Origin of the sequence: Pontibacter sp. SGAir0037 (assembly GCF_005491705.1) — a bacterium.
Taxonomy (GTDB): Bacteria; Bacteroidota; Bacteroidia; order Cytophagales; family Hymenobacteraceae; genus Pontibacter.
In genome coordinates, this window is record NZ_CP028092.1 from 373504 (window position 1) to 395257 (window position 21754).

The window sequence follows — 21754 nt, forward strand, 5'->3', positions numbered from 1 at the left end:
CTTTAATTATGAAGTTAGTATTAGAAACAGAAGAAGAGAGTTACAATAAACCTGTTTTCTAATGAGACAACCTGATTCAGATTTCCATGTTGAATCAGAGAGTGATACTAGTAAAATGAGCTTCCTGCTGTAGAGGAAAGCAATAACATTCCGTTCTTTTATTGAAAGCTGCCGGTTTATGAAGAAATTTTCTTCTAAACCGGCAGCTTTATTTTGATAGAATCTTCAGACAGCTTTCTGATACATACATTCTATTTACTTCCTGCTTATAACCTTGTCTTTTCTTGACAATCTAATTCATTTCAGGTAGCTACTTAGCTAAATAATTCAGCTGTTTCCGAGCAAAGTGTATGTATTCTTGCATCACTTTCAATCAGGCTTACTCTTAGTAAGGTTTTTTCATCTATCAATCCTAATTTCTTCATGTTTTATGGCTATTGCTCAGATTGTGAGTGAGTTGTGAATTAATAAAATCTTCTTCAAACTATATCATTATTCTACATTTTGTATTAAAGTGATTAATTAATCACCTGTATCAGGTGTCTGATACAAAATGTAGATAATTTGATGAGTATATACTCACTTAATTATCTATTAAATATTTCATTTGTAGAAGCTATTTCTATATAAAGATATAGCTGCTCAGTAAATCATTTGATTGATAGTTCTAAATCACAGCTAACAGCAATTATGAATTAACAGAACAACTATCTACTTGGATAGAGTCAGCTATCGGAAAGGCAAAGTACAGAGTTTGTAATAACGCTTTATTTCATTCTCCTTTTATAAATATAATTTAAAATTTTTTATGGTAAATGTATGGTTCAAATGTGTACTAATTTTATGAAGTATTATGCTGAACACTTCATTTCAACAAGGTTGAAAGAAGCTAGGCTATGTTTAATGCTGGTATTCTATTTTGTTGCTATGCACGCTGTTGTAGCACAGGATGCAGGCCGTAGGCAGGTAACAGGAAAAATTACGGATGAAACAGGCTCGGGGATACCAGGAGTAACTGTCGTATTAAAAGGTACTGAGATAGGGGCGCCATCCAATGCTGATGGTGAATACACTATATCCGTACCTGAGGGACAGGAGAATGGTGTGCTTATGTTTCGCTTCGTAGGCTACACCACACAAGAGGTAAACATAGCTGGAAGGAGTGTTGTAAATGTTCAATTACAACCTGATGCTAAATCGTTACAGGAGGTGCTTGTAGTAGGTTATGGTACAAGAACAAAAGAGTCCATCACAAGTGCTGTTTCATCTGTACAGGCTAAAGATATCGAAAAAGTAGCTGCCTCTACAGTAAGTGCGACGCTGGCAGGTAAACTTCCTGGTGTCGCCTTCAGAATGGCAGAGGGGCGTCCGGGTTCAGGTGCTGAAATTCAAGTTCGTAACATGGGAGGGAACCCTCTGTTTGTGATTGATGGCATACAGCAGGACCAGGGACAGTTTAACAATATTTCTCCACAAGATATTGAAAGTATAACTGTGCTCAAAGATGCAGCTGCATCAATTTATGGCTCAAGAGCTGCTAATGGAGTTGTAATTGTAACTACCAAAAGAGGCAAGCGTGGGCAGAAGCCTACGCTGAATTTAAACGCCTATTATGGTGTGCAAAGCTGGACTAGGTTTCCAGAGACTGTGAATGCCTACGAGTGGCAGCGAGGAAAAGCAGAAGCAGAAATGAATCGTTTTCAAGATCCTAAAACAGATATTACACCCGCTGAACTGGAAAAGTGGAGACAGGGAACAGAACGAGGTTATCAAACATTTGACTGGTATGACTTCATTATACAAGACTATGCTCCACAAACTCAAATTAGTGTAAATACACAGGGAGGGTCTGAAAGAGTAAACTATTATATCTCTCTTACCAGGTTAGATCAAAGTTCTGTGCTTGGAAGGGAGTTTATATTCGAGCGTACTAATATGCAATCGAACTTAGATGCAAATATTACAGATAAACTGAAAGTGGGAGTGCAGATTAATGGTAGGATAGAAACAAGAGATCAGCCAGGTATACCAGGAACAGATGATTACTGGTTGCCACGCTTTGCATTATTCAGAAACCTTCCTTATGAGCGGCCTTATGCAAATGATAACCCCGATTATATTGCCCATATCAGTCAGGTAGATGCTAACTGGGCGTATGCCAACAAAGAGACTGCAGGTTACTGGAGGGAAGATTGGCGCGTGCTTCAGTCAAATTTCAGTTTGGATTATGAATTACCTATCAAAGGACTTAAAGCCAGAGGTATGTACTCTTATTACCTGGCCGATCGCTTAATGAACGGGCACGAGTACACTTATGATGTGTACACTTATTATCCAGCAACTGCAGATTCTCCTGAAGAATATAGACGTACAGCTGGGGCACAAAATCCTTGGCGTGAAAGAGAGACTCGAAAAGTCTTTAATAACGTTTTGCAGGCTCAGTTAAGCTATAATAATACGTTTGCTGATAAACATACTGTAGGCGCCAACTTTGTATATGAGAGAATTCAGAACAGAAATGTTGGTGCTTGGGTACATTCTGTTCCTACTAATAATGAGCTGCCTTTGCTACAATTTGCTGACATGGATACCTACAATGACTGGGATGATGAGCAAGCCAGGATTGGGTATGTTGGGCAAGTTAACTACAGCTTTGCTGACAAATATTACTTTGACGTATCTGCACGTTATGATGCTTCCTGGAAATTTGCACCAGATAAGAGATGGGGCTTCTTCCCTTCTGCATCCATTGGCTGGAGAATAACCAATGAAGAATTCTTTAGGAATCTGGTAGGTGGTAACTTTTTGAGTGATTTAAAATTAAGAGCTTCTTATGGTATTTTAGGAGATGACGATGTGGGTATTGGACCATTTGATTGGAAGACCGGTTATAATTATGGTACTTCAAATATGATTATTAATGGCAACTTAATAAGAGGAGCCAGAATCCAGAGGAATGGAGTGCCAATTACAAATATTTCATGGTTTACAAGCAATATACTAGACGTTGGTCTTGACTATGCCTTCTTGAATGGTAGAATTAGTGGTAGTATAGACTATTTTAAAAGAAAACGTGAGGGTTTGCTAGGTGACAAATGGGATATATTAACTCCTGCAGAGATTGGATATAGCTTACCTCAGGAAAACGTCAGATCAGACGCTGTTGTAGGAGGTGAGGCATCCATTGCATACAATCATCAGATTGGTGAATTAAATTTCTCTGTTGGAACAAATATTTCGTATGCACGCCACAAAAATGTTGAATCCTATAAACCACGCTGGTCTAGCTCATGGGACCATTACCGCTTCTCATCTGAAAACAGGTGGTCTGGTACAACATGGGGTTATGAAGTAGTTGGTCAATTCGAGTCACAGGATCAAATCAATAATTATCCTATTGATATTGATGGACAAGGTAACAGAACTTTACTTCCCGGCGACTTCATTTACAAAGATGTTAATGGCGATGGTAGAATTGATGGAATGGATGAAAGGCCAATTGGTCATAAACTCGGAGGTACTCCTTGGGTAAACTTTGGTCTTAACCTGTCTGCATCCTGGAAAGGATTTGATATCACTGCTGATTTCTCTGGTGGTACAATGTATGCCTACAATCGTGAATGGGAGATGCGTAATGCATTCCAGAACACTGGTAACCTGTTACAGGATTTGTATGATGACAGATGGCATAGAGAAGATCCTTTTAACTTGGATAGCCCTTGGATACCTGGTAAGTACCCAGCTTTAAGATGGAACGACAGTGGGCATAGCAACAATAATAAAAATTCAACTTTTTGGCTACAGAACATGGCATACCTGCGTTTGAGAACTCTGGAAGTTGGCTATAGCATACCAGAAAGATTTGTAAATAAAGTAAAAATACAGAGAGCAAGGTTGTTTATTAATAGTTATAATCTTTTCTCGATCGACCCACTCCGTTCTGTAGGCTTAGATCCTGAAATCAGAGATACAAATGGTTTGCAGTATCCGCAGCATAGGATAATTAACATAGGTACTAATCTTTCCTTTTAAGATTCAAAAGATATTTACATGAAAAAGTATACTTATTTAATAGCGGCTCTGCTGCTTACTTGCACAGCATGCGAAGACGATGAATTTCTTAATAGGGAACCTAGGAATATTCTTTCTGAAGAACAGGTCTTTACAACAGAAAGCCTTGCCTTAGCAGTTGTGGTAGATCTGTATGCCCGTTACCCAGATTATCAGGCAATAGGTGGTGATGCAAATCAACATGCAGATTTCAATGAAGCCTTTGCTTCGAGAGATTATGGACGTCATGGCAATTCAGAATTCGGCTATGGTGATTGGGGCTGGTGGGACTATGGCTTTATAAGAGATTTGAATTTGACACTTGAAAAATTAGAAGCTGCAAGCCAACTGACAGCACCAGCCAGAGAAAGATTTATAGCGGAAGTAAGGTGGCTGCGTGCCGCGGTTTATTTTAATGCCGTTAAGCGTGTAGGGGGAGTGCCTTTAATATTAGAGTCCATGAATTACGATTTTAGCGGAGATCCTACTTATCTGCAAAGACCAAGAGCTAAAGAGCATGAAATTTACGATTTTGTGATTCAAGAAATGGATGCGGTTAAGTCTGTTCTCCCAGGTGATGCAAAAGTCAAAGATAGAGCTACAAAAGGTTTAGCAATGGCTTTAAAGAGCAGAGCCGCTTTATATGCCGCTTCCATTGCTAAATATGGTGCTATCAGGACTCCGCAAGTAACTCTACCAGGAGGCGAAGTGGGGATTCCTGCTAGTATGGCTAATACTTATTATACCACTGCACTACAGGCGGCACAGGAGATTATCAACGGCAATGTAGGAGCTTACGCACTATATTTAAACAACCAAACCGATTTGTCAGCAAATTTTGCTAGTCTTTTTAGGGACAAGAATAATAATCCTGAAGCAATTTTTGTGAATGATTATAAACTAAAAAGTGGTAAAATTAATAATTGGACTCTTGAAAATCAGCCTCGATCATTATCAGAAGAGGGCACTACTGGAGGAAGGTTAAATGCTTCGCTTAATCTGGTTCAGTCTTTTGAGCTAATTGAAGGTAACACGTTTGCACCCCTACGAAATCGTGATGCATCTGGTAAATATATTGAGTACGAGAATCAGTTAGATATCTTTGCTGGAAGAGACGCACGGCTCTATGCTACAGTCATGCTTCCAGGCTCTGTATACAGACCAGGAGGGAGTACAACTGTGGATATATGGAGAGGACTGTATCGGCCTGGTACAGGCACAATGGTTACATCAGGCAGACCTGGTGACATGGCAGATCTTGTTCCTGATCCAGATAATGTTCCTGAAACACAAGTAGTCGGTTTTGACGGCCCTGTGAATGGGTTTGATGGTACAGCTCAAACCGGATTTTATATACGCAAGTATATGGATCCTACAGTAGGAGCAGGACAAATTGGTACTCAAAGTGATACATGGTATATCCGATATCGTTATGGAGAAGTACTGCTTAATGCTGCTGAAGCTGCCTTTGAGTTAGGTAACTCAACTTTAGCAGCAGAATATATCAATCAAGTACGCAGAAGAGCAGGATTTACTACTGATCTCGCATCAAGTGAAATTACTTTTGACAGAATTGTGCATGAGAGAAGAGTGGAGTTAGCATATGAAGGACATGAATTGTGGGATATGAAGCGCTGGAGACTAGCTCATATAGTCTTGAATGGACAGATTATGGATGTTAATTCTCTTACACAGAATATCGGAAAAGCTGATAAAACCAGAACACAAGTATTTGGTTTGTGGCCATATAAAATCTACAATCCGGGTGGTGCCAACAATGGACATTGGGTATTTGATATTGTAAGGCCCGACAGAGTAACAGGTACTGACTGGTTCCGAATTGGTAATTATTACTCCTTTATCAACGATGATATCAGGAATAGAAACCCATCTATAGTAAGAAATCCTAATCAATAAACCTTAAGAAGTAATATCATGAAATCAGTCTATAATATTTTAATTTTTTGCTTGGGTTTATTTGCTTTTACTTCCTGTGAGTATGATAATTATGATGAACCCAATGCTATGTTTCAAGGCCGGATTATGTACAATAATCAACCATTAAATGTAGCCAATGGCCAAGTTAACTTCGAACTTTGGGAACCAGGCTGGCAGTTGAAAGCTCCAATTAATGTAATTCTAGCACAGGAAGGAACTTACTCTGCCAACTTGTTCAATGCGAATTACAAGCTCGTGTTCCGCCCTAATCAAGCTCCTTTCCGGATGAAGTATAATACAGCAACAGCTTCCGATACTATTTTAGTGAATGTTAATGGGAATACAAATTTGGACATTGAAGTAGAACCATACTATATCATTAATAATCCGCAGATTGCAAAAAACGGGGATAAGATAAATGCTACTTTAGGTTTAGAGCAGATTATTACGGGTGTAGATGCTAAAAACATAGAGAGGGTTTCATTATATCTTAACCGAACTCAATTTGTGGATGCTAGACCAAACTATAATCTGGCTAGTAGTACAATTGCAGGTGGAGATATCGCTAATATGGGTAGTATTAGTTTAAATGTTGATGTGCCGGAAGATAAGATAATAAGGCCTCAAAGTTTTGTTTATGCCCGCATTGGCGTAAAACTAGTTGGAATTGAACCTCTGATCTACTCTCCAGTTCAACAGTTAGAACTATAAAAATCTTGTTTTTAATTAATTATTAAGTTCAACGGGAGGCTTTTATCCTTGGTAAAAGCTTCCCTATTTATCCTCCCCAATTAGTTTCAGAGCACCAGTTGTAGCCCTTTTCAAGTAGGCGAATCTTTCCAGTTAAATTACTAGCAGCACTTGTAATGAAGAAGATAACGTTATTATGCCTTTTTATAGGTTTATTATTTTATGCATGCACCGATCGAGCGCGTGTTAATGAAAGCGATTCTTTAGCCGACAAAAAGGATAATACTCCCAGAAGAGCTGAAATTCTTTTTTTAGGGCATGATAGCAAGCACCATGATTCCGGTAAATATGCTCCCTGGCTTGCTACAGCGCTTTTTAACAGCGGTATAAATTTAACCTATACCCAAAGCTTAGAAGACATTAACGAAGACAACCTGAGTAAATACGATGGTTTAGTGATTTACGCTAACCATGATAACATTTCACCTGCACAGGAGAAAGCACTGCAAAAGTTTGTAGAAGGAGGCAAGGGCCTTATTCCCTTGCATTCTGCTGCCGGCTGCTTTAAGAATTCTGAATGGTACCTTAAAACCATAGGCGGGCAGTTTAAATCACATGGCGAAGGCACCTTTACAGCCAATATAACCAATGCATCACATCCTGTCATGCAAGGTTTATCCGAGTTCATAACATGGGATGAAACATACGTGCACCAGAACATCAACCAGGACATGACGGTGCTGATGGAGCGTGTGGAGGGAAATACACGTGAGCCTTATACCTGGGTGCGCAAGCAGGGCAAAGGGCGTATTTTTTACACAGCCTACGGTCATAACGACAGCACCTGGACCAACCGGGATTTCCTGAAGTTGGTTGAAAACGGCATCTTCTGGGCTGTAGGGGATCGGGTGCAAGGTTTGGTGGCAAAATATAACATTCCTGATTTTGATATCTACAGCACACTTAATATTTCAGACTATACAAAACGATACGAAGTTCCCCGGTTACAGGAAGCAGTACCGGCGGCAGAGGCTCACAAACTAATACAGGTGCCAGCCGATTTTGAACTCCAGTTATTTGCTGCTGAACCGGATATTATGAATCCTATAGCCATGGCGTGGGATGAGCGGGGCCGCCTGTGGGTAGTAGAATCGGTAGATTATCCGAATACATTTAAAGAAACAGACGGTGAGGCGAACGATAGAATTAAAATTTGCGAAGATACAAACGGAGACGGAAGAGCAGATAAGTTTACAGTGTTTGCCGATGATCTGAACATACCAACGAGTATAGTGTTTGCTAACGGCGGAATTATAGTTTCTATGGCCCCCGATTTTGTATTTATGAAAGATACAGACGGTGACGATAAAGCTGATGTGTTTGAAAAGGTACTTACAGGATGGGGGAAAAATGATACCCATGCAGGTCCCTCTAACTTACAGTATGGCTTCGATAACAAAATTTGGGGTGTAGTCGGATACTCAGGTTTTAACGGCACAGTTAACGGCAATCCATTACGGTTTGGAAACGCAGTTTACAATTTTAAACCTGATGGGCAGGATTTTGAGTTCTTAGCTAACACCAGTAACAATACCTGGGGGCTGGGCTTTTCGGAAGATAACAACGTGTTTATCTCTACTGCCAATAATACGCACAGCGCCTATTATTCTATGCCAGGCAAATACACCATGCGAAAATTGCCTGAACTAACGGCTCAGGCCGAAGGTGGTCAGCCCGCTGCTCAGAACTCTGTAGAGCCTGTTCAGAAAATTGATGGCCACTACGAGGTACATGCCATGACTCCCAACCTGCGCCAGGTAGATGTAATTGGAGGCTTTACAGCAGCAGCAGGACATCACCTCTATACGGCCAGAAATTATCCGAAAGAATACTGGAACCGCATTGCTTTTGTAACAGAGCCAACCGTAAGGCTTACACATAACGCTATAATTGAGCCGGATGGCGCTGGCTTTGCCGAAAAAGACGGCTGGAATTTTATGGCAAGTTCAGACGAATGGTTTGGTCCGGTGCATGCCGAAGTTGGGCCAGACGGTGCGGTGTGGGTGGCAGACTGGTACAATTTTATTATTCAGCACAACGACTTTGTAGAACGCCAGTCGCCTGTAAAGCTGGTGTTGCCTAATACAGTGCAACCACAGGAGCGGGGACAGGGAAATGCGATGGTTAGCCCTATCCGGGATACCAACCATGGCAGAATTTACAGGGTTGTCTACAAAAAAGCGAAGCCTTATAAACCTTTGAAACTATCTGTTAACGATACAAAAGGGCTACTGGCTGCTTTAGAAAACGACAACATGTTCTGGCGCATGACAGCACAGCGCTTGTTGGTAGAGTCGAAGAACATGGAGGCTTTACCCGGACTCTATAAAATCATAGGCAATCAGAAAGTAGATGAAATCGGCCTGAATAGTCCTGCTGTGCATGCCCTCTGGGCACTACATGGGCTGGGTGCTCTAAACGGAGCTAACACTGAAGCTATAAATGTAGCAGTTCAGGCCCTGTCGCATCCGGCTGCCGGAGTTAGAAAAGCGGCTGTTCAGGTATTGCCTAAAACTGAACAAGGAGTAACTGCCATCCAAAAAAGCGGAATTACAAAAGATAAAAACCTGAACACCCGCAAAGCGGCGTTTCTGGCGATGGTTGCCTTCCCTGCTGATGTGGCATTAGGTAAACTTATTTACGAAGCCAGCCTGGTACCGGAGAATGCTCAGGATGACTGGATTGCAAAAGCACTGTTTGCTGCTGCCATTGCCCATGAAGATGGCTTTCTGGCAGAGGCAAATAAAAATGCTACCGCAGCAAACAGCTTAACACACCGGATGGTACAGGCAGTTGGCAACGAAGTTTATACTTTGGGAAGACGCGGTAGTTTACAGTTTCCTACAGATGTGTCGGAGAAGGAAATTACTATGAAAGCCTCTGTTTCGAAGCGTGCTTCCAGCGATTTAGCGGGCGTGATTCTGGCCCAGGGAAGTAAAACAGATGGTTATGGCCTGTTTATACAGGATGGCAAATTGAATCTGGTTGTAAACCAGAATGGCAAAGCCTACAAAGCCGTTACTTCTAAACCATTGCCAGAAAAGTTCGATGTAATTGCGCGGCTGGAGAAAAACGGGCAGATGACAATTGCAGTAGATGGAAAACAGGTTGCTACAGCAAAAGCACCAGCCTTATTCTCAAAGCAGATTCTCGGAAACCTCCGATCGGGAGAAGATTTCAGTAACAGCAGAATTGGAGATTACGAAGGAGCCTTTCCGTTTGAAGGAGGATTGCAGGCTATCTCTTTAGAATTGAAGAAAGCAAACAAAATAAGCAAAGCGAGTTTATAAAGCTCCTGCATAACACAATACACCCTAGCATTATTAGAATTTAAGCTTAAACATGAAGAAAAGAATTATAGTATCCGGTTGCCTTGTAGCTAGTATCGCATGCAGCAGTGCCATAGCCAAAGTGTATGAGATTGTGTGGCCAGCACATGAGGTTAAACCGGCCAGAGAAGTTATACATATACCTGAACCGGTTGCCGGAGCCATGGAGCAGCAAGGGCAATCACAATCAAAAACTATCATTATTGGTATTGTGCCTGACAGAATGCAGTTCGATAAAGAGCTGATTACAGTAAAGGCAGGGCAAAAGGTAACCCTGGAGTTAGAGAACCCTGATGGTATGCAGCATAACCTGGTTATTGTAAAGCCTGGTACACTCGATAAAGTAGGGGCAGCTGCAGATGCCATGGCCCGTGACCCCAAAGGAGCCCAGCAACACTATGTGCCTAAAATGCCAGAGGTGCTATTTGCTACCAAACTCCTGAACCCGGAAGAGGTCGTAACGCTTACCTTCACCGCTCCGGCACAACCCGGCGACTATCCCTTTGTTTGTACGTTTCCGGGCCATTGGAGAATGATGAAGGGAATTATGAAAGTTGTTAAATAAGTATCAACCTTAAACGCATTGTATGAAATCTAATCCTGAACCTGTATTTAACTTATCGGGTAAGAAAATACTGCTTCTGCCGGTGATCCTGCTTATTAGTAGTTTAATGTTCACCAGCCATGCGCAAAGCACAAAGGCTGCTGGTAAGCGTACAAAGGCGATCAGAACCTTAATTGTTGGTGGCGGTTCTTCGCACGACTTTGATAAATGGTATAAGCAGGCCGATGCCGAAACTTTAAGAAAAGACGGCCTGGCCTCTGTCAGGTATACCGATAACACAGATTCTATTGCTTACTACCTGCCTGATGTGGATGTGCTTTACCTGACAAATAACCAGCCTATAAAAGACCCGCTGGTACGCAAAGCTATCATGGATTTTGTTGGAGCTGGCAAAGGCCTGGTAATGGGACATGCCGCCTTGTGGTACAACTGGAGGGACTGGCCGGAATACAACCAGCAGTTAGTAAGCGGAGGCTCCAGAGGGCACGATCCTTATGGTAGTTTTCATGTAAATGTTACCAACACAAAGCATCCCGTAACAAAGGGTGTAACACCAAAATTTTCATTACAGGATGAGCTTTACTATTACCAGCAGGACAATTCAGGACCGGGCGTAGAGGTATTGGCTACTGCAAGTGCCGACGGATCTGATAAAGTATATCCTTCTGTGTTTGTAGTAAATCATGGCCAGTCCAGAGTAGTAGGTATAGCCCTGGGGCACGATGAAGCCTCGCATCAGTTGCCTGCTTACCAAACCCTGTTGCGGAATGCAGTTAAATGGGCTGCAAAAAAGTAATCAGCTTTATAGGAATTTTTTACATCACACTAATTACACAAAAGTATGAGCGAGAAAAAAATTACGGTAGTTATTGTAGGTATGGGATTTGGCAAGGAGTTTATCCCTATTTATCAAAGCCATCCAAATATTAAGGCAGTAGGTATCTGCACCAGGAACAAAGCAACCTTGGAAGAACTTGCCACTAAGTTTAACCTCGACCGCAACCTCTGTTTCGAGCATTTTGAGGATGTGCCTAAGAGAGAAGATGTGGATGCCATTCACATTGTTACGCCGGTTCCGGAACATGCCAGAATGACGCTTGCATCGCTGAACGCCAATAAGCACACAGCCTGCACTATTCCAATGGCTATGACAGTGGAAGACTGCAAGGCTATAGTAGAAGCGAAGCGCAAAGCCAACAAAGTGTATATGATGATGGAAACAGCCTTGTACACGAGAGAATTCCTGTATGGTTTGGAATTAGCCGAGAGCGGCAAGCTTGGGCGTATACAGTTTGTTAGAGGTTCGCATATTCAGGATATGAGCATGGAAGGCTGGGCTGAATATTGGAAAGGATTCCCACCGATGCTAAACGGCACTCATGCTATTTCTCCTCTCTTGAGAATTAACAATACCAAAGCTGAGTCGGTGGTATGCCATGGCTCCGGCAGATTGAGCGAAGATCTGGCGAAGCGATACGGCTCACCTTTTGCAGTAGAAACGGCAACATTTACCCTGAAAAATTCTGATGTGGTGGCAGAGGCTACCCGCTCTTTATTCGACGTGGTGCGCCAATACCGTGAAAGCTATGATGTGTATGGCGATAAAATGTCTTTTGAGTGGGAGCAGTTGCAGGACGAACATCATGCCATTTTCGAAGGTGGTGAGAGTGCCAGAAGAATCGATGTGCCCGATACAGATGCGCTTTTAATAGAAGAAATCGCTCATTTCACCAAAAGAGAGAAGATCGACGATCCGAACCACGTTTCGTTTCTGCAGGGAGCCGGACATGGCGGTTCGCACCCGCACCTGGTTCAGGAATTTGTAGCTGCCATTATAGAAGGCAGAGATTCGGCTGTAGATGCCGATGTAGCGGCTAATTATACCTGTGCCGGTATTTGTGCACACGAGTCGGCTATGAACAACGGAAAAAGAGTTATGATACCGGATTTTGAACTTAAGGCTGTTCCTTCTGAAGAAGTGGTCTCTTAAAGCTTTACAAGTAAAGAGGATAGGCGGATGCGCTTATCCTCTTTTTATTTCAGACTTAAAACAAAAGATATACGATGCAATTTGGAGCAAGTACTTTTATCTGGGCGTCCCCATTCCGGACAGAGACCTTTGACCTGGTTTACAAAGTAAAAGACATGGGCTATGATATTATAGAAGTAGCCGTTGAAGACAAAGACCTGATAGATTGGGCAAAACTGAAGAAGATAGTAAAGGATACAGGCTTAAAAGTAACGATAAGTGGCGCATTTGGCCCCGACCGCGACATTTCCAGTACAGATGCAACTGTGCGGGCACAAGGGCTGCAGTATATAAAAGACTGTATTGCTATTGCGGCAGACATGGGAAGCCCTGTATTTGGCGGGCCTGTTTACTCCGCTGTGGGTAAAACCAGAATTGTATCTGCAGAGCAGAAGCAGCAGGAGAGAAACTGGTGCGTTGAGAACCTGGTAAAAGCAGGCCTGATTGCCCGGGAAGCGGGAGTAGTAATAGGGGTGGAGCCGCTCAACCGGTTCGAAACAGATATGATTAACACCGCAGACCAGGCCATTGAACTGATCCGAGAAGTAGACAGCCCTTTTGTAAAAATTCTACTGGATACCTTCCATTGTAACATCGAAGAAAAAAACATACCGGCTACCATCCGAAAGGTAGGCAAAGACTTGTTGTGCCACATACAAGGCAACGAAAGCGACAGAGGTACTCCGGGCACAGGACATTTAGACTGGCAAGGTATCAGCGATGCGTTGGCAGACATTGGATATGAAGGTGCCCTTGTGATAGAAACTTTCGGAGCCCCTTCAAAAGAACTAGCCAGAGCAGCCTCTATCTGGCGCCCCTTAGCCAACAGTGCCGACGAACTGGCGAGTGAAGGCTTAGCTTTTTTCAAAAAGCAGTTCACCCGTTCAGCAGAGGCAATTGCAGGCTAGGCTGTCTATCCGCCAGGTAGTTTCCTTTTCCTGAAACCTAACCGTGCCATTGCATGGCTTTTATAACTGAAAAACAACAAAGCATTCCAAATAATATGAATACAACTACAGTCGGCTCAGGTGAGTTAGTAGAGGTGCATCAAGGGGATACACTTCATACCGATAGAAAATCAAGGCAGAAACTCTTCTGGGGATGCTTTATCGTTTTGGTAGCATCGGCTTTCGGGTTTGTTTTCAGGTCTTTCCTGATGGCACAGTGGGGCGTGCAGTTTGGGCTTAGCAAAACGCAGCAGGGAGAGATTTTCGGGGTAAGTTTCTGGCCTTTTGGTATCAGTATAGTGCTTTTCAGCTTTATCATAGATAAAGTGGGCTATAAAAAATCAATGATTTTTGCCTTTGTATGCCACATTGCATCGGTTGTGCTTACCATAATGGCTAACGGCTATTGGATGCTCTATGTTGGCACGCTTCTTTTTGCGCTGGGTAATGGAGCAGCCGAGGCTGTGGTAAACCCCGTAGTGGCTACGATGTTTGCCAAGGACAAAACCAAATGGCTTAACATACTGCATGCAGGTTGGCCTACCGGTATGGTACTGGCAGGTTTATTAGGCATCGGTATGATTCACCTCGAATTGAGATGGGAAATTATAATCGGCTTTATTTTGCTTCCCGTGATCGTTTACGGCTGGTTAATCATGAACCGAAATTTTCCGGTAAATGAGCGTGTAAAAGCTGGTATTAGTTATCTGGAAATGCTGAAGGAAGTGGGGGTGCTGGGCATCTTAATAATTGTAGCTTTATGTGCTTTTCAGTTAGGCAGTCTGTTTGGCTGGTCGCATACTGTAAGCGGACTTATAACAGCAGCTATAGTAGGTGTTTTTGGGTTCTTTGTCCGGTCGCTGGGCAGGCCACTCTTTATTATGCTGTTGTTGCTCATGATTCCGCTGGCTACCACCGAACTAGGAACTGACAGCTGGATAACCGATCTGATGACACCTGAAATGGCAAAAGTAGGCTTTCAGGGAGGATGGGTACTTGTTTATACATCAGTTATCATGGCTGTACTGCGGTTTTACTCCGGGCCGATTGTGCATAAATTTTCACCGCTGGGCTTGCTGGCAGTCAGTGCCTTTGTTGCTGCTGCCGGGCTGCAGTTACTGTCTTATTCAGCGGGCATCGTTATTATTGTGGCGGCAACCATTTATGCGCTGGGCAAAACATTTTTCTGGGGTACTATGCTGGGGGTGGTGTCAGAGCAGTTTCCAAAAGGGGGCGCATTGGCCTTAAATTTTACGGGCGCAGTCGGACAGGTAGGAGTAGGAGTTATAGGGGCTGTATTTCTGGGGGCTATTCAGGATAAAGAGCTGGATCAGAACCTGGCTGTTTATGACCGGCAGCATCAGACAGAGCTACACATGAACTACATAACGGAAGAAAAAACAGGCCTCTTTGGCGAGTATAAAGCACTTGATGCTGATAAACTTGAAAATGCTTCCCCGGAAACGCTGCAGACTATAGCTGCTGCACAAGATGAAGCCAAAAAAGATGCGCTTCGTACCGTTGCCTTGTTACCGGCACTTATGTTTGTGGTATACCTGGGGCTGATGTTCTATTACAGGTCTAAAGGCGGGTATAAACCGGTAGTTATACTTGAGGAAGAAAGGTTAAACGAATGATGCCTTCTCAGGAAAACTTACAGTAATTTAATTCCGGTAAGTAAAACAAATCAGCGAAGCATATAAATAATTTGGAATGAGTAAATGCTTATTAATTATTGCATTTCTAATGGTGCATACAATGATGCATGCACAGGTACCAGTCGACCTGCAGGGGTATAACAGGAAGAGTGGTGTTACAGCAACCGTACAAGGAAATGTATTGCATATTTCCTGGCCAGTAAGTGACCAGGAAAAAGGAACAGTCGCCTTCAATCTGGAAGCCGGTAAGCCGCTTTTCCAGCAGATACAGTTAAGCCAGGGAGGAACTGTAAAGGAGGTGGCCAAAGACTTAGATCCAGCTTTTATTCTGACTGTAGGCAAGAGAGATTTGTCTAAAGAAAGTGGCTGGAATATCTTTTTTGACAGGACAGCTTACCTGCCTTACAAAGCCTATCCAGTAAATGTAACCAAAAGAAGTGCGAAGGTTGTAAGTGCAGGATCGAGAACAATGGTGGCCTTGTCTGATATTACAGCGGGTGAGTTTTCGGGTACGCTGGAAATTACAATGTATAATGGCAGCCCTTTGCTGAACATAGCAGCTGTAGTTGCTACTCAAAAAGACTCTGTTGCCATTATTTACGATGCCGGCCTGGTAAGCAAGCAGCCAGCTTGGAAGGAGCTATTCTGGGCTGATACCGACAATTATTTACAGAGCACTTCAGCCGACCAGTCTGCTGGTAGTCAGAACCTGGCCGTAAAATACCGTACTATTATTGGTGAAAGCACAGGAGGGAGCGTAGCTGTTTTTCCTCCCCCCCACCAGTATTTCTATCCTTTGGATAATGCCTATAACCTCAAGTATGTCTGGCATGGCAGTAACTATCGGAACATGTTTTCGGGCTATGGCATTGGTATTCGGCACGACCTGATGGGTGACAGGCGTCATGTACCCTGGTTTAATGCACCTCCGGGCACACAACAGCGGCTAAATTTCTTTTGCCTGCTCAGTACACAGAAAGATGGAAAAGTATTGGAAGACGTAAAGCGCTATACTCACAGCGATTCTTACAAGCCGCTTGCCGGGTATAATACAATGGCGAGCCACTTTCATACCGAGCATATAGACGATGTGCTGACACATAAACCTATACCAGAAATTCCGGGACATGTAAAAGCGCTGCGAAACCTGGGTGTGAATATCATGCACCTGGGGGAGTTTCATTTGGCAGGAAACCCCTGGGATAACGGACCACGCAGACTGCCGGAATTCAAGCTGATGTTTGAAGAATGTGCCAGGCTTTCGGATGGTGACTTTCTGATGCTGCCGGGGGAGGAACCCAACAGCCACTTTGGCGGGCACTGGATGAATATATTTCCAAAGCCTGTTTACTGGATCATGTCCAGAGAGAAAGACCAGCCTTTTGTGGAGGACGATCCAACATACGGCAAAGTATATCGCGTAGGTAACAAAGAAGAGTTGCTAAAACTGCTGGAACTGGAGAAAGGCCTTGCCTGGACTGCCCATGCCCGCACCAAGGGCTCCACAGGTTTTCCGGACAAATACCGGGAAGAAAGTTTTTATAAATCTGACCGTTTTTTCGGTGCAGCCTGGAAGTCTATACCAGCTGATCTGTCGCAACCGAGGTTGGGCAAAAGAGTGCTGGACCTGATGGATGACATGGCAAACTGGGGGCATAAAAAATATGCGATAGGAGAAGCCGACTTATTTAAACTGGAGCCAGATTATGAGCTTTATGGGCACATGAACATCAATTACCTGCAGCTCGATAAACTCCCCAAATTTAAAGATGGCTGGCAGCCTGTGCTCGATGCAATGGAGCAGGGGAAATTCTTTGTAACAACAGGAGAAGTCCTGCTCCCTGTTTTCAGGGTAAACGGGAAAAGTTCCGGTGAAACAATACAACTGGCTGCCAACGGTAAAGCAGCAATGGAACTTGAAGTGGACTGGACATTTCCGTTAAACTTTGCTGAGATTATCTCCGGAGACGGCCAACAGGTACACCGGGAGCGAATTAATTTAGATCAGACCAAACCGTTCGGAAAGCAATTGTTTAAGTTCACTCCAAATCTTAAAGGTAAAAAATGGGTAAGGGTTGAAGTATGGGACGTAGCTGCTAACGGAGCTTTTACACAATTTGTATGGATGGAGTAGCTTCGCTATGCTTATTAAGTACAGACAGATCGACAAACCAGAATCAGATCTGGAAACCAGCGGCGCAGAGGAAGAGGAAATTATGTTGATTCCTTATGGATGTACTACATTGAGAATTATGCAATTTCCTGTCATTCGCAGATAACAGAACACCGGGAAGAAGACATCCATAGCTTTCCTCTTCCCGGTGTTCTGCCTGAAGTATAGCATCCACTACGGTTTATGCTTACCTGTTGCACCTCCTATGAATGACTGATTATTCCTTTGGATCTAAAATTTTTGAATTGGCATATTCAGAAGGTGTCATACCGAACTGCTTCACAAAGCTTCTTCCGAAGCTGGTATGAGAACTATAACCTACAATGCTGGCCACTTCATTTATTTTATATTTGCCTTCCGCTAATAATTCTGCTGCCTTTTTCAACCTGGCTATGTTAATCAGTTCGTTAGGAGACAGGTTAGAAAGCGCCTTTATTTTTCGGTATAACGTTGGGCGGCTCATGTTCATAATATCCGCCAGCTGATCTACGTTCAGGTCTGTATCAGCGATGTTCCTGCTGATAATACTGTTTAGCTTTTCCAAAAAGTTTTCGTCTGCTTTAGAGTAAGCTATGCTTTTCAGATGCACCAAAGGGGAAGAAGAGAAGTATTCTTTAATTTTATTACGGTTAGATAGTAGTGTTTCTATCTGCACATGTAAATGTTCAGTAGAGAATGGCTTCTCTATGTAAGCATCTGCCCCGGACTCCAGACCTTCAATTTTGGACTTTAATGTATTTTTGGCTGTAAGCAAAATAACAGGTATATGGCTGTAGTCGAGGTCAGCTTTAATCTGGCGACAAAGTTCATACCCATCCATAACAGGCATCATCACATCGCTGATAACCAGGTGCACCGTTTGCGCTTTTAGTACTTCCAGTGCTTTCTTCCCATTTGTAACAGCCAGAACAGTATAACTGTCTGATAACTCATGTTTTATGAACTCAAGGATATCTACCTGGTCTTCCACCAGCAGCACTACAAACTTGCCGGAGTCTATGTGTTCGGGTATAAGCTCTGTATGGGTGCTGCCTGGTGCGCTCTCCTCGTACAGGTCGAACTCGTTTTCCTGGTGTATGGGTAATGTAAGTGTGAAAATATTTAGGTCGTTTTGCGATGGCCTTAGCTCAAGGCTGCCATTGTGCAATTCTGCAAGTGAGCGGGCAAGCGGCAAGCCGATACCGGTTCCTCTTGCATTTTTATTTTCGTCTATCCGGTAAAACGGCTCAAATATTCTTTCTTTACTTTCTGACGGTATCAGGAAACCGTCATTCCATATCTCGATTGTAAAGGACTGGTTGGATGGTTTGTGAAGTATAACTTGGACACGTGCTTCAGCATATTTGGTAGCATTGCTTAGTAAGTTGCTGATAATTTTAAGTATGGCCTCCCGGTCTACAAAAGCATAGAGCGGAGCATCAGGGAGGTTTAACTTATAGCTCAGGTTTTTTTGCTCAGCTATAGGCCGGAAGTTATCCACCAACTCTAGCAGTAAGGCAGATATATCGGTTTTTACAAAGCTTAGGCTGAAGCCGTTGGTTTCTGTTTTTCTGAAATCCAGTAACTGGTTGGTGAGGTTTAGCAAACGGTTAGTGTTCTTTTCCATGATAACCAGGCAGCTTGCTATATCAGGCATGTTGACTGCTTTTCTCATCAAGCTCTCCAAAGGACCTTTTATAAGTGTAAGCGGCGTTCTGATTTCGTGTGTCACATAAGTAAAGAATTCAATTTTAGCCTGGTAAATTTCTTTCTCTTTTTCATTCTCCAGTACCTCAATCTTTCTTCTGTTTTTATTTTCCGTTTGCTTATGATAGTTGCGTATAAGCAAGTAGAGGATAATGCCACCAATAGTAAAATAAATAAAGTATGCCCAGCTGCTGGCCCAGAAAGGGGGCAGAATCTTAATGGTCAGCTGTGTTGCTTTTTCATTCCAGATGCCACTGCTGTTGGCCGCCTTTACCATAAACGTGTAGCTGCCGGGCGGAAGCTGTGTAAAATATACTTTACGGTTCGACGTCAGGTAGTTCCAGTCTTTATCCAGCCCTTCCAGTTTATAGGCGTATTCTGTCATTTCAGGAACAGTATAGCTTAAAGCCGCAAAATCAATGCTGAAAGAAGATTGATTATGATCTAGTGTTATTTCTTTGGTGTAGGTAATAGATTCCTGCAGAGGAGAGTTGTTTTGCCGGATAGCAAGTTCTTTGTTGTTTATCTGGAAGCCGGTTATAAAAACAGGCGGTATGTAATTTGTTTTTATGAACTCAGCAGGGTTAAAGCTGATCATTCCTTTTACACTACCAAAGTACATCCTGCCTTGTGCATCCTTATAAGCAGAGCTATAGTTAAACTGATCGCTTAACAAGCCATGAGCAGTTGTATAGGTCTTAAATTCTTCTGTAATCGGGTTCAGGAAAACCAGTCCTTTTGAAGTGCTTATCCACAGGTTCTGCTCTTGGTCTTCGAGTATACTATAGGTAATATTGCTCGGTAAGCCATTTTCAGTCGTATAGTTGGTAAAGTTTTTTTGACTCGGATTATACCTGGAGAGGCCTCTTTCAGTTGTTACCCAGAGATTTTTGCGGCTGTCTTCGAATATATCGTGTGCATTGTTCCCGCTGAGGCTGTTTTTGTTGCCAGGCTCGTGTTTAAAAGAAACATTCTTACCTGTAGTAGGATCGTAATAATGCAGCCCTTCGTTATAAGTGCCTCCCCAGATTATTCCTTTCGAGTCTTCAATACCAGATAAGTAGAATGGGTGTATAGGTAAGCCCGGAATAAGGTTAAAAGTTTTGGTTTTCTGTTGAAACAGGTATAAACCGACAGTAGTGGTTAAAAGGAAATCGTTGTTTCTGGTTTTGGCAATAGTTACTATAAAGTTGCTTTTTAAATTATCGGCATTAGCCCCAACCTCATAGTGGTTTAATATCTCCCCGGTTCTAACATCCATTACATCTAAACCATGTTCAAACGTTCCAATCCAGAGTTCGTCGTCCAGCACAGCTAAACCATGGATGTTATAGTGAGAAATTTTATTTGAATTAATTTGTTCGAACCGGCCTGTTGCTGGGTTGTATTTGTTTAAGCCTGAGTCCTCGGTTCCAATCCAGAAGTTGCCATACTTATCCTGGCAGATTTCACGCACAGCATTTCCGCTTATGGAGTTTTCGCCATTTATCGGGAACTTCTTTTCAAATTTGATGGGCAGGTTGGGGTGATAGTTAAGCCCGCCAAAATAAGTGCCGATCCAAATGCCGCCTTCTCTGTCTTTGCACAAGGTATAAAGGGCATTGTCGGAGAGGGAGTAAGGATTATTATAGTTCTTTTGCAGGTTAGTAGCAGTACCGCTTTCCAGGTTATAGATAAACAAACCCGATTCAGTCGCTATCCAATACTCGTTTTCAGAGTTCTTCATAAAATCCCGGACATAAATCTCTGTTTTATTCTGGTCGTATGTTAAGACGTCTTTGTAAGTAGAAGTCTTAACATCGAAGAGCTTTACTCCTTGAGAGGTAGTGCCAATCAGAATAGTGTTTTTACCTGTATCGGTAATCCTTTTTATCCATTTGGTGGGAGGTGTTTTGGAATGGGAAAAAACGTCGAACCGTATAAAATGATCCTGTTTCTGCTCATACTTCAGGATGAAGCCGTCCTGAGAAGATACCCACAGAGATCCGTCTGATGTTATACAGATAGAAGTAGCTGAGAAATTCTCTTTGGAACTATAAGATTGCAACTCTTCAGACCGTGGATCATACTTGTAAAGGTTCATACCAGCAATAAACCAAAACTTACCTTCTTTGTCCTGGCACACATCATTAATCTCGTTGTTGGCTGTCGGTTTTAATAAAGTGAAGCTTTCTGTTTTAGAGTTGTAGCGGTATAAACCCTTGCCTGTACCTACCCATAGGTGTCCTTTGCTGTCTTCATACAAGCGATTTATATGGTTACTTCCTATACTGTTGAGGTCTTTCGGATTATAATAATAAGCTTTAAAGTTATAGCCATCGAAGCGGTTGAGCCCGTCTTTGGTGCCAAACCACAAAAAGCCTTCTTTGTCTTGTAATGAGGAAGTAATAGAATTATTAGAAAGCCCCTGTTCGGCCTGGTAATGCTTAAAATAATAAGGTTGCCCAATAAGCAGGAGTGGGAAGAAAAGAAGAAAAGCAACAATTAGCGTAAGTTTATTAATCATAGCTTATAGGTTTAAGACTAAATTTAAGAAGAAAACCTCTACAAATTATTTCAGGTCTCTACCTATCGTGTCAATCTGCATTCAATATAGTGAATAAACCACAAATGTTGAAATACTGAAAAG

General features: G+C 42.6%; 11 protein-coding genes. 10 read left to right on the top strand and 1 reads right to left on the bottom strand.

From position 1 onward, the window contains the following. Window positions 1-843 precede the first annotated feature (843 nt). The 10 genes from C1N53_RS01550 to C1N53_RS01595 all read left to right on the top strand — a co-directional run bounded on the left by C1N53_RS01550 (window position 844) and on the right by C1N53_RS01595 (window position 17400). Window positions 844-4032, top strand: a complete 3189-nt coding sequence (locus C1N53_RS01550; protein WP_240773347.1) for a TonB-dependent receptor — start codon at window positions 844-846, stop codon at window positions 4030-4032. A gap of 18 nt (window positions 4033-4050) precedes the next feature. Next, the gene (locus C1N53_RS01555) at window positions 4051-5967 is read left to right on the top strand and encodes a RagB/SusD family nutrient uptake outer membrane protein (protein WP_137757652.1); all 1917 of its coding nucleotides are present in this window, start codon (window positions 4051-4053) and stop codon (window positions 5965-5967) included. An 18-nt stretch (window positions 5968-5985) separates the two neighbouring features. Continuing rightward, window positions 5986-6699: a DUF3823 domain-containing protein gene (locus C1N53_RS01560; protein WP_137757653.1), complete on the top strand. Its 714-nt coding sequence runs from the start codon at window positions 5986-5988 to the stop codon at window positions 6697-6699. Between the two features lie 155 nt (window positions 6700-6854). Further along, window positions 6855-10028, top strand: coding sequence for a PVC-type heme-binding CxxCH protein (locus C1N53_RS01565; RefSeq protein WP_137757654.1), 3174 nt, complete (start codon window positions 6855-6857; stop codon window positions 10026-10028). 52 nt (window positions 10029-10080) lie between these two features. Beyond that, on the top strand, window positions 10081-10632 hold the full coding sequence (locus tag C1N53_RS01570) for a plastocyanin/azurin family copper-binding protein (protein ID WP_137757655.1): 552 nt from the start codon (window positions 10081-10083) through the stop codon (window positions 10630-10632). Window positions 10633-10654: 22 nt separating this feature from the next. After that, window positions 10655-11428, top strand: a complete 774-nt coding sequence (locus C1N53_RS01575; protein WP_240773348.1) for a ThuA domain-containing protein — start codon at window positions 10655-10657, stop codon at window positions 11426-11428. Between the two features lie 45 nt (window positions 11429-11473). After that, entirely contained in the window at window positions 11474-12622 is a 1149-nt protein-coding gene (locus C1N53_RS01580; RefSeq protein WP_137757656.1) for a Gfo/Idh/MocA family protein, read from the top strand. 74 nt (window positions 12623-12696) lie between these two features. Next, complete coding sequence (locus C1N53_RS01585) at window positions 12697-13569, top strand: sugar phosphate isomerase/epimerase (RefSeq protein ID WP_137757657.1); 873 nt, start codon at window positions 12697-12699, stop codon at window positions 13567-13569. 95 nt (window positions 13570-13664) lie between these two features. Next, window positions 13665-15245, top strand: coding sequence for a sugar MFS transporter (locus tag C1N53_RS01590; protein WP_137757658.1), 1581 nt, complete (start codon window positions 13665-13667; stop codon window positions 15243-15245). Between the two features lie 76 nt (window positions 15246-15321). After that, window positions 15322-17400, top strand: a complete 2079-nt coding sequence (locus C1N53_RS01595) for a hypothetical protein (protein ID WP_137757659.1) — start codon at window positions 15322-15324, stop codon at window positions 17398-17400. Between the two features lie 256 nt (window positions 17401-17656). On the opposite strand, the gene C1N53_RS01600 is transcribed toward C1N53_RS01595, so the two are convergent. After that, window positions 17657-21631 carry a two-component regulator propeller domain-containing protein gene (locus C1N53_RS01600; RefSeq protein WP_137757660.1) on the bottom strand — a complete coding sequence of 1325 codons (3975 nt, stop codon included), beginning with the start codon at window positions 21629-21631 and terminating at the stop codon, window positions 17657-17659. Between the last annotated feature and the right edge of the window lie 123 nt (window positions 21632-21754).

Coding starts and splice junctions, on each gene's coding strand:
- C1N53_RS01550 (WP_240773347.1), top strand. CDS start 844: ATGAAGTATTATGCTGAACACTTCATTTCAACAAGGTTGAAAGAAGCT.
- C1N53_RS01555 (WP_137757652.1), top strand. CDS start 4,051: ATGAAAAAGTATACTTATTTAATAGCGGCTCTGCTGCTTACTTGCACA.
- C1N53_RS01560 (WP_137757653.1), top strand. CDS start 5,986: ATGAAATCAGTCTATAATATTTTAATTTTTTGCTTGGGTTTATTTGCT.
- C1N53_RS01565 (WP_137757654.1), top strand. CDS start 6,855: ATGAAGAAGATAACGTTATTATGCCTTTTTATAGGTTTATTATTTTAT.
- C1N53_RS01570 (WP_137757655.1), top strand. CDS start 10,081: ATGAAGAAAAGAATTATAGTATCCGGTTGCCTTGTAGCTAGTATCGCA.
- C1N53_RS01575 (WP_240773348.1), top strand. CDS start 10,655: ATGAAATCTAATCCTGAACCTGTATTTAACTTATCGGGTAAGAAAATA.
- C1N53_RS01580 (WP_137757656.1), top strand. CDS start 11,474: ATGAGCGAGAAAAAAATTACGGTAGTTATTGTAGGTATGGGATTTGGC.
- C1N53_RS01585 (WP_137757657.1), top strand. CDS start 12,697: ATGCAATTTGGAGCAAGTACTTTTATCTGGGCGTCCCCATTCCGGACA.
- C1N53_RS01590 (WP_137757658.1), top strand. CDS start 13,665: ATGAATACAACTACAGTCGGCTCAGGTGAGTTAGTAGAGGTGCATCAA.
- C1N53_RS01595 (WP_137757659.1), top strand. CDS start 15,322: ATGAGTAAATGCTTATTAATTATTGCATTTCTAATGGTGCATACAATG.
- C1N53_RS01600 (WP_137757660.1), bottom strand. CDS start 21,631: ATGATTAATAAACTTACGCTAATTGTTGCTTTTCTTCTTTTCTTCCCA.